Genomic DNA, 8,701 nt, shown 5'->3' on the forward strand with positions numbered 1-8,701 from the left:
TGGCGCACACGCGAACCCCTCATTTACATAAAGTCCTTGGAACTGCCTATTGGCAATCCCAAGGACTCAAGAGTTTAACCGAACGATATTTCAACATTCGTCAAGGTTGGCGAACCGCCTAGTGCGGAACCGCATGCTAGGTGGTGTGAGAGGACGGGGGTTAGCCGCCCTCTCCTACTCGATTGCTGGCACTCGCGCCGCTGTTAAGACCAAAAATATGATTGGATTTTTGCGGTGAATTCCCGGTTTTAGTTTCTAAGGACAAATTCTCGGATTATTCAACAAATATATCGGGTATTACGCAGGATTCTCTTAATAAATGTCGAATTTGCTAGATATTACAATAAATCCACAAAAAAACATGGTTTAATTGCGAATCAATGTTAATAGAACAAACATTCCCTGACGGTCTGATGTCAGAAGTTTTCGATAAACTGTTAAATACAATATCCTAGCTCGAAGGTGAATTTGTTTATGGAATATTACGCTCACAGCAATGACTCGAATCAATTTCAATTGTTGAAAGATCATTTGTTTGGAGTGGCCGAACTATGCAAACGCAATGCGGAAATATTCGGAGCGGGAGATTTGGGGTATTTGGCAGGGCTGCTGCACGATGTCGGGAAATATTCGAATGAATTTCAACAACGAATCCGGGGAAGTCAAATCAGAGTGGATCATTCCACCGCAGGAGCGCAATGGATTACTCAAGACGACGCAGTACGCCAGTATTTGGGCAAGAACCATCTTCACAAATATCTGGCCAGGCTAATTGCCCATTGTATTGCCGGACATCACGGAGGATTGAAAAATTACGGAACGGTGGATCAGGAAGGGACATTAGCTCATCGTTTATCCGAACCATATCGGCTTGCCCATGTAAAGGACTGGTCGGCTGCATGGAATGAGGTGAAACTTGGCGAAGCAGATCTCACAGCGATCAACCAACTCTTTTCAACTCATAGTTTAACGGCTGACAAGCTGGCTTGGAGATATGCCTTTTTGGGAAGAATGTTATTTTCCTGTTTGGTAGACGCAGACACGATTGACACAAAGCATTTTTGCCAAGCGGATGAGTCAATTCCGCATGCCAAACCACCAGGCATGAATGAATTGTTGAAACGGCTTGAAAGCCATATGCAGCGTATTCTTGAACATTCCGAGCCTACACCGATTAATCAAAAACGGCGTCAAATCCTTGAGGCATGCAATCGGCAATCCAATCTTACGCCGCGCATATTTTCATTGACGGTTCCCACCGGTGGAGGAAAAACGTTGTCATCACTGTCCTTTGCTCTGAAACATGCGGTTAACCATGGCCAACGGCGAATTATTTACGTGATTCCCTTTACCAGTATTATCGAGCAAAATGCGAAGGTTTTTCGCGAGGCAATCGGTCAAGATGCGGTATTGGAGCATCATAGCAATATGAATGAAGATGAATATGAAGAAAATTATGGGCCAGAAGAACTCCGCCGTTTGAAATTGGGCACGGAAAATTGGGACGCGCCGGTCATTGTAACAACTTCTGTGCAATTTTTCGAGTCTCTTTTTTCGAATAAAAGAAGCAAATGCAGAAAACTGCATAATATAGCGAATTCGGTCATTATTATTGACGAGGCCCAAAGCATTCCCAGAGGTTATATGACGCCTTGCTTAAGGGCGCTGGAGGAATTGGTCGAATCCTATAAGTGCACTGTCGTGCTTTGTACCGCTACGCAGCCGTCATGGGACAGTCTTGGAATCGGGATTACGGAGATTATGGACGATCCTTCGCCGAATGAGCTGATGAAAGACTTTAAAAGGGTGGAAGTCGATATCCATAACCATCTGGAAGCGGTTTCCGACGAGATGGTAACCGACTGGCTGGAGGAGGAAGAACAAATTCTTTGTATTGTCAATACTCGAAAACATGCCAAACTGCTGTTCGATCGTATGCTAGAAAGAAAGTTGGAAGGGATCTATCATTTGAGCGGCAGAATGTGCGCCAGACATCGAACGGAGATTTTTGAGGAAATACGTTCGAGGCTGAAGGACAATCTGCCTTGCCGGGTTGTATCCACTCAATTGATCGAAGCGGGGGTTGATGTGGACTTCCCGGTGGTGCTGCGAGCGATGGCCGGGATAGATGCGATTGCTCAAGCGGCTGGAAGGTGCAACCGGGAAGGCAAATTGGAGGTCGGAAAGGTTGTCGTTTTTTATCCCGACAAACAAGGAATGCCATCCAAAGGCTGGATGAAGGAAAGTGCGATAGAGGCACAGAACGTTCTGACCTATCGTACAGAGGAACCATTGTCGTTGGAATGCATTCAAAATTACTTTGAAAGAATTCACGGCATTTGTGACGGCAGAGTCGAGCAGTTGACGGATGCAGAGCAAATCATCAAGTTGATCAGAAAAAAACATAATTTGGAAATCTCATATGAAGATATATCAGACAAGTTCGCATTCATTGATGAGATCATGCAAGTCGTAGTCATTCCATATGATCAGAAAGCATGGGATTTAATTAATGAGATGGATACTTGCATGTATCCGACCGGTGTTATTCGCAAATTGCAGCCGTATATCGTACAAATTTATCGCCATGAGCTTGCGGAGTTTCTGAAGCGGGATCTGATCCGAAACCGCGAAGGTGTTCTCTATTTAACCGATCCGGCGTATTACCATCGGCAAACCGGGTTGTTGGAAGCGGGTGATACGGCTGAACATGAGGTTCTTATATATTAGATGAGGAGATGATGGTATGGGCTATGGCATTCGATTAAGGGTCTGGGGAGAGTACGCCTGCTTCACCCGTCCCGAGATGAAGGTGGAAAGGGTCAGCTATGATGTGATGACGCCGTCTGCGGCACGCGGTATTCTCGAAGCCATTCATTGGAAACCGGCGATTCGCTGGGTGGTGGATCGCATTCACGTCGTCAATCCGATCCGTTTTGAGAATATTCGCAGGAACGAGGTAGAATCTAAAGCTTCAATGAAAAAAGTCATTTATGCGGCAGAGGATCGGCAACAACGCGCTGCTTTAGTGTTAAGAAATGTGGAATATGTAATCGAAGCACATTTTGAGATGATGGATCGGCGTGGAGATGAGGATACACCGGAGAAACATTACAATATCTTTTTGCGACGCGCCCGCCAGGGGCAATGCTTTCACCGTCCGTACTTCGGAACCAGGGAATTCCCCGTGCATTTTGAATTGCTTGAGGATCACTCGAATCAGAGCGACGAAGTAAAGACGGCCCATCGCGGGACTGTCGATCTCGGCTATATGCTGCTCGATCAAACGTATAGATTGAACGGGAAAGGTGAGTTGAAAGAGGCTATTCCGCATTTTTTCCGCGCTAAAATGGTAGACGGGGTCATTGATATCCCCGCTTTGAAGGAGGTGAAAGGATGATCTTGCAAGCGCTGAATGCGTATTATGATTTGTTGTTGGAGCGGGAAGGCGATCGACTTCCGAGGGAGGAGTATTCCTCTGCGGATGTATCGTTCGAGGTGCAACTGAGCGACAAGGGGACGGTTGCTTCCATCCTCCCATACGTTAATGACAAAGGGAAGAGCATAAAACGAACCTTTATTGTTCCCAAGCAGCCCAAACGTGCAGGTTCAGGAATTAATCCTTACTTTTTGTGCGATAAAGCTGAATATTTGTTCGGGTCGGCGTTGTCCATGCGGGAAGCTTGCAGAAAAGGGAGCATCGACTTGTGCAATGCGGTGTTGGAGTTTGCATCGGTTGAATCACCGGAGATTATTTCGTTTAAACGTTTTCTCGGATACAGCGATCAAGAACTTGCGGAACAATTAGGAAAATTCATGAGCCCGGATCTTCACAAGGCATTGTCCTCAGGAGGATTATGCGTTATCAAGTTTGCCCCGACCGGCAAGTTTTTTCACGATGATCGCAAAATCCAGCAAGCTTGGGAACGATATTATGGCAGTACAACGGACGAGGAATCGTCGGGACAGGAACAGACATGCCTGATTACAGGGGAAAATATGTCAGTAAATAAAATTGCCAGACTGCACCCGAATATAAAGAATCTGGTGGGTGCACAGACAGCAGGGGCGGCGATCGTATCTTTCAATATTCCTTCTTTTTGTTCATATGGCCGGGATCAATCCTACAACGCGCCCACTTCGCAAAAAGCGGCCGATGCATATGGATACGTGTTGAACAAATTTTTGGCCGATCCCGATCATTATGTCCGCATGAATGATACGACTGTTGTTTTTTGGGCCGAAACAACATCAGAAAAGGAACAGGAGCTCTTATCCAGCTTATTTCAAGACTTTTCCGATGAAGATGGCAGTAAAATCGCGGATGAGGAAAGTATTCGCATGCGGGTAAAAAGCGCTGTTATTCGCATCAGACAGGGACAAGCTTTCAAAGAAACTTTCCAGGATCTTGATGCGGACGTGAAATTTTATCTGCTTGGACTGTCTCCCAACGCGGCGCGAATAGCCGTTCGATTCTGGTATACCGGGACATTGGGGGAGATTGGAGAGCGCGTATGGAGGCATTATGAGGACTTATCGATTGCCGGATTGGAGCGGAGTCCCACAATTAAAGAGCTATTGCGGGAAATTGCGGTCGGCCATGAATGGAAGAACATTCCTCCGAATATGGAAGGTCAGATGCTCCGATCCATCTTATTAGGTTTGCCGTATTCTCGGGCGGTGTTCGCTCAGTTGATGAACCGGATACGCTCGGAATCCGACGATCCGCGGAAAGGATTGTACAAGATAGGCGCAGTCCGAGCAGCCATGATCAAAGCGTATTTGCTTCGTCAATACCGATCAAGAAATCATGCATTGGAAGGAGAAATCACAATGGGACTGAATGAACAGTCGACGAGTGTTCCTTACCACTTAGGGAGGTTGTTCGCTTGTTTGGAGAAAGCTCAAATCAGCGCATTAGGGCAAAACATTAACGCAACTATACGCGACCGATACTGGGGAGCGGCTTCGTCCACGCCGGCCAATGTATTTCCCCGCTTGCTGAGCTTATCCCAACATCATATCGCCAAGGATGAAAAGTGGGGGAGAAGCAATGATCATCGTATCCAGGAGGTAATGAATTCACTTCCGGGGCAATTCCCCAGGCGGTTGTCTCTGGAAGAGCAAGGCATGTTTGCATTGGGTTATTATCATCAAAGACAAGACTTCTATACAAGTAATAACAACAATTTAAATGAAAAGAGGGAACAGGAATGAAGGAGAAAACAGCTATATCGAACAGATACGAATTTGTACTGCTGTATGACGTGGAAAATGGTAATCCCAATGGAGATCCGGATGCCGGAAATCTGCCGAGAATCGATCCCGAAACCGGGTGCGGTTTGGTGACAGATGTATGCATGAAACGCAAAGTCCGTAATTATATTGAACTGTCCAAAGCCGGCGAGGACTCGTTTGAAATCTACGTGAAGGAAGCAGCGGTATTAAACAACCTGAATAAAGAAGCGTTTCTGGCTCATCCCGACATAGAATTGAAAGAAAATAAACCCGATAAAATGGAAGCCAAGAGAAAAGAAGATCAACAAACACTTGCCAGATGGATGTGTGATAAATATTATGACATACGTGCTTTTGGAGCTGTCATGACCACAGGAGTAAACTGCGGCCAAGTGCGGGGACCGGTGCAGTTCAGTTTCTCCAAAAGCATTGATCCGATCTCCCCGCAGGAAGTGACGATTACCCGTATGGCGGTGACGAATGAGAAGGATGCGGAGAAGGAACGGACAATGGGCCGTAAAAGCATTGTGCCCTACGGTTTGTATCGGATGGAAGGGTTTATTTCCGCACCGCTCGCCGCCCAGACCAATTTCGGGCAAGAAGATTTGGAAGTGCTGTGGTCTGCGCTTATCAATATGTTTGATCATGACCGATCGGCTTCCCGTGGAAAAATGTCGGCCCAAAAATTGATTGTGTTTGAACACGCTACACCGCTTGGGAATGCTCCGGCGCATAAATTGTTCCAGTCAGTTAACGTGGCAAGAAAGAATGGCATTGAGATTCCCCGCTCTTTTCAGGACTATGAGGTCACGATTGGCGAAGTGCCTGGCGGCGTAATGATTTACGAAAAACTGTAGGTGATCTATGGACAGGTCTCCGGAAGAAGACGATTATCTCATGATCTCCGGCATTCAACATTTCGCTTTCTGTCAACGGCAGTGGGCACTTATTCATATTGAAAATCAATGGCGGGAAAATGTACTGACGACAGAAGGGAATCATGTTCACCAACGTGTCGATGATTCTGGTTTTGACGAAACCAGAGGCGTTTTTCGCATTGTCAGATCTGTTCCTCTTGTATCGGAATCATTACGGATACGCGGAATTGCAGACATGGTTGAATTTGAACGGCAATCCGAAAAATGCGAGGAAACGGTTATGTTAGATGGCCGGGAAGGAAATTGGAAAGTTACTCCCGTCGAGTATAAAAGGGGAAAACCAAAATCGGATGATAGGGATATCGTTCAATTGTGTGCGCAAGCAATTTGTCTGGAAGAAATGCTGGGAGTCAAAATCGCTTGCGGAGCCATCTATTATGCGGAAACCAGAAGACGGGAACAAGTCATGTTCTCGGATTCTCTTCGACTTCGGGTAAAAACTTTGGTAGCCGGGATGCGCCTGCTGTATGATGAAAATCGGACACCTCGCGCTGAATACCAAAAACATTGCGAACGGTGTTCACTGATTTCAATCTGCAAACCGAAATGGAGCGCAAAGGGTTATTCTAAATCGGCAGCGGCATATGTTAAGAGATTCGTTGAAGGAGGTGAAGATCAATCCGACGATTGTTGAACACGCTTTATGTGACGCTGCCTGACGCTTATGTGGGTGCGAAAGGCGAAACATTGATTATCCGTTCCGATGGTGTCAAAGAAATGCAGGTGCCGATCATCAACCTGGAATCTGTCATCGTATTTGGTTACAGAGGTGTCAGTCCGGATGCCATGCAGCTTTGCATCGATAATCACGTCTCCCTTGTTTTTTTGACGCCATACGGACAGTTTAAGGCTCGGATCACGGGCGAGACAAAGGGAAACGTTCACTTGCGACGTACGCAATACCGTTGGAGTGACAATGGAGAACAAACGTTATTGTTGGCAAAGCGCTTTTTATTCTCGAAAATTGGAAATGCCAGGGTTTCCCTTCAGCGGACCCTGCGGGATTATCCGGACCGGGTTGATCAAGATCGGTTGAAGTCCGTGCTCCTCCTGTTAAATCGTCAAATAAGAGAAATCAATAACAGTCAATCGCTCGATGAATTGCGGGGAGCGGAAGGATTGGCGGCACGCAGCTACTTTTCCGTTGTTTCAGAGCAAATATTGGTCAATAAACAAGGTTTTTCATTCAAAGGCAGAGTAAAACGACCGCCTACGGACCCGGTTAACGCGTTGCTTTCATTTCTTTATACATTATTGGCCAATGATGTTACCCATGCATTGGAAACAGTCGGCCTAGATCCTCAAGTAGGTTTTCTCCATAGAGATCGTTCAGGGCGAAACAGCCTGGCGTTAGACCTAATGGAGGAATTCAGGGTGTATTTTGCCGATCGCACCATGCTGACATTGATTAACCGCCAGCAAATTTTCCCGGATGATTTTGTGCGAAAAGAGTCCGGAGCTTACTTTTTAAAAGATGATGCTCGGAAAATCGTGCTGACGGAATGGCAACAACGAAAGAGAGACGAGATCAGGCATCCTTTTTTTGATGAGAAAATTGCCGTCGGGTTATTGCCTTATGCGCAAGCGATGTTATTGGCCCGGTATCTGAGAGGTGACCTTGACGACTATCCTCCATTTTTCTGGAAGTAGGTTGAAGCCGAATGATGGTGTTAATCACGTATGATGTCAGTACGATGGATACTGATGGTCAAAGAAGATTAAGACAGGTAGCCAAACAATGCGAGAACTATGGGCAACGTGTGCAAAATTCAGTATTTGAATGTCTGGTGGATCCACAGCAATTTAAAGAACTACAGTTGCAACTGCAAAAAATTGTCGCCCCAGAGACGGATAGCCTAAGATTTTACCACCTTGGTTCGAAGTGGAAAGGCAAAGTGGAGCACTATGGCTCGAAAAAAGGGTACGACCCTGAAGGGTTTTTAATGATCTAAAAGATAATATTTATTGCGAACCCAAAGTGAACATGAATTTCCAATTAGGTTCGCGAACCATGTGAAACAAGGGAAAAACGATATTTGAAAGTCAAATTGTTCCTAACCATCTCTTTCTTTTAATAGGTTCGCGTATTTGTACTAAACAAAGCTTACAGGTAAACTATTGTTCGTACGTATTGTCGCCCGCCGTGCGCGGGCGTGGATTGAAACCGGACGAACGATCGCGCTTGGATCATCAGTGATAGTCGCCCGCCGTGCGCGGGCGTGGATTGAAACAGCAACGGTTACGATCACAGCTGAAATCTTTGATGTCGCCCGCCGTGCGCGGGCGTGGATTGAAACCTTGCCCACATCCGGGACAGATACCATGCCGTCGTCGCCCGCCGTGCGCGGGCGTGGATTGAAACCACTGCGGGCGGATTTTGGGATTAATGTCAGGGCTGTCGCCCGCCGTGCGCGGGCGTGGATTGATGTGAATTTGCACATTAATCCGGCAGGGGTTTTGCAAATTAAATCGGCATAAAAAGCAGCTTTTTTTCGTTGTTTTGCAAATTAATTCCGCATAGGATC

General features: G+C 46.3%; 7 protein-coding genes and 1 CRISPR repeat array. All 7 genes read left to right on the plus strand.

The window, feature by feature from the left end; translation table 11 throughout:
* The first annotated feature begins 474 nt into the window (after positions 1-474).
* Genes cas3 through cas2 form a run of 7 tightly spaced genes read left to right on the plus strand, consistent with a single transcriptional unit; the run spans position 475 to position 8,128 of the window.
* A complete protein-coding gene (gene cas3, locus VF724_RS20720; RefSeq protein ID WP_371756133.1) occupies positions 475-2,730 on the plus strand; it encodes a CRISPR-associated helicase Cas3' in 2,256 nt (751 codons plus the stop codon).
* Positions 2,731-2,746: 16 nt separating this feature from the next.
* On the plus strand, positions 2,747-3,400 hold the full coding sequence (cas5c, locus tag VF724_RS20725; RefSeq protein ID WP_371756134.1) for a type I-C CRISPR-associated protein Cas5c: 654 nt from the start codon (positions 2,747-2,749) through the stop codon (positions 3,398-3,400).
* Positions 3,397-5,217 carry a type I-C CRISPR-associated protein Cas8c/Csd1 gene (gene cas8c, locus VF724_RS20730; RefSeq protein ID WP_371756135.1) on the plus strand — a complete coding sequence of 607 codons (1,821 nt, stop codon included), beginning with the start codon at positions 3,397-3,399 and terminating at the stop codon, positions 5,215-5,217. The genes cas5c and cas8c overlap by 4 nt, the downstream gene beginning before the upstream one ends.
* Positions 5,214-6,095, plus strand: coding sequence for a type I-C CRISPR-associated protein Cas7/Csd2 (gene cas7c, locus VF724_RS20735; RefSeq protein WP_371756136.1), 882 nt, complete (start codon positions 5,214-5,216; stop codon positions 6,093-6,095). The genes cas8c and cas7c overlap by 4 nt, the downstream gene beginning before the upstream one ends.
* Positions 6,096-6,135: 40 nt before the next feature.
* Complete coding sequence (cas4, locus tag VF724_RS20740) at positions 6,136-6,810, plus strand: CRISPR-associated protein Cas4 (protein ID WP_371756137.1); 675 nt, start codon at positions 6,136-6,138, stop codon at positions 6,808-6,810.
* Positions 6,795-7,826 (plus strand): type I-C CRISPR-associated endonuclease Cas1c, encoded by a 1,032-nt coding sequence (gene cas1c, locus VF724_RS20745; RefSeq protein WP_371756139.1) that lies wholly within the window; start codon positions 6,795-6,797, stop codon positions 7,824-7,826. The genes cas4 and cas1c overlap by 16 nt, the downstream gene beginning before the upstream one ends.
* 11 nt (positions 7,827-7,837) lie before the next feature.
* A complete protein-coding gene (gene cas2, locus VF724_RS20750; protein WP_371756138.1) occupies positions 7,838-8,128 on the plus strand; it encodes a CRISPR-associated endonuclease Cas2 in 291 nt (96 codons plus the stop codon).
* Between the two features lie 181 nt (positions 8,129-8,309).
* A CRISPR array of direct repeats spans positions 8,310-8,605; the repeat unit is 32 nt; unit sequence GTCGCCCGCCGTGCGCGGGCGTGGATTGAAAC.
* Positions 8,606-8,701: the final 96 nt, after the last annotated feature.

The sequence above is a fragment of the Ferviditalea candida genome, from assembly GCF_035282765.1.
GTDB classification, from domain to species: Bacteria; Bacillota; Bacilli; order Paenibacillales; family KCTC-25726; genus Ferviditalea; species Ferviditalea candida.

What these genes read in the sequence shown, in the direction of transcription:
- cas3 (WP_371756133.1), top strand. Translation starts at nt 475, where the DNA reads ATGGAATATTACGCTCACAGCAATGACTCGAATCAATTTCAATTGTTG.
- cas5c (WP_371756134.1), top strand. Translation starts at nt 2,747, where the DNA reads ATGGGCTATGGCATTCGATTAAGGGTCTGGGGAGAGTACGCCTGCTTC.
- cas8c (WP_371756135.1), top strand. Translation starts at nt 3,397, where the DNA reads ATGATCTTGCAAGCGCTGAATGCGTATTATGATTTGTTGTTGGAGCGG.
- cas7c (WP_371756136.1), top strand. Translation starts at nt 5,214, where the DNA reads ATGAAGGAGAAAACAGCTATATCGAACAGATACGAATTTGTACTGCTG.
- cas4 (WP_371756137.1), top strand. Translation starts at nt 6,136, where the DNA reads ATGATCTCCGGCATTCAACATTTCGCTTTCTGTCAACGGCAGTGGGCA.
- cas2 (WP_371756138.1), top strand. Translation starts at nt 7,838, where the DNA reads ATGATGGTGTTAATCACGTATGATGTCAGTACGATGGATACTGATGGT.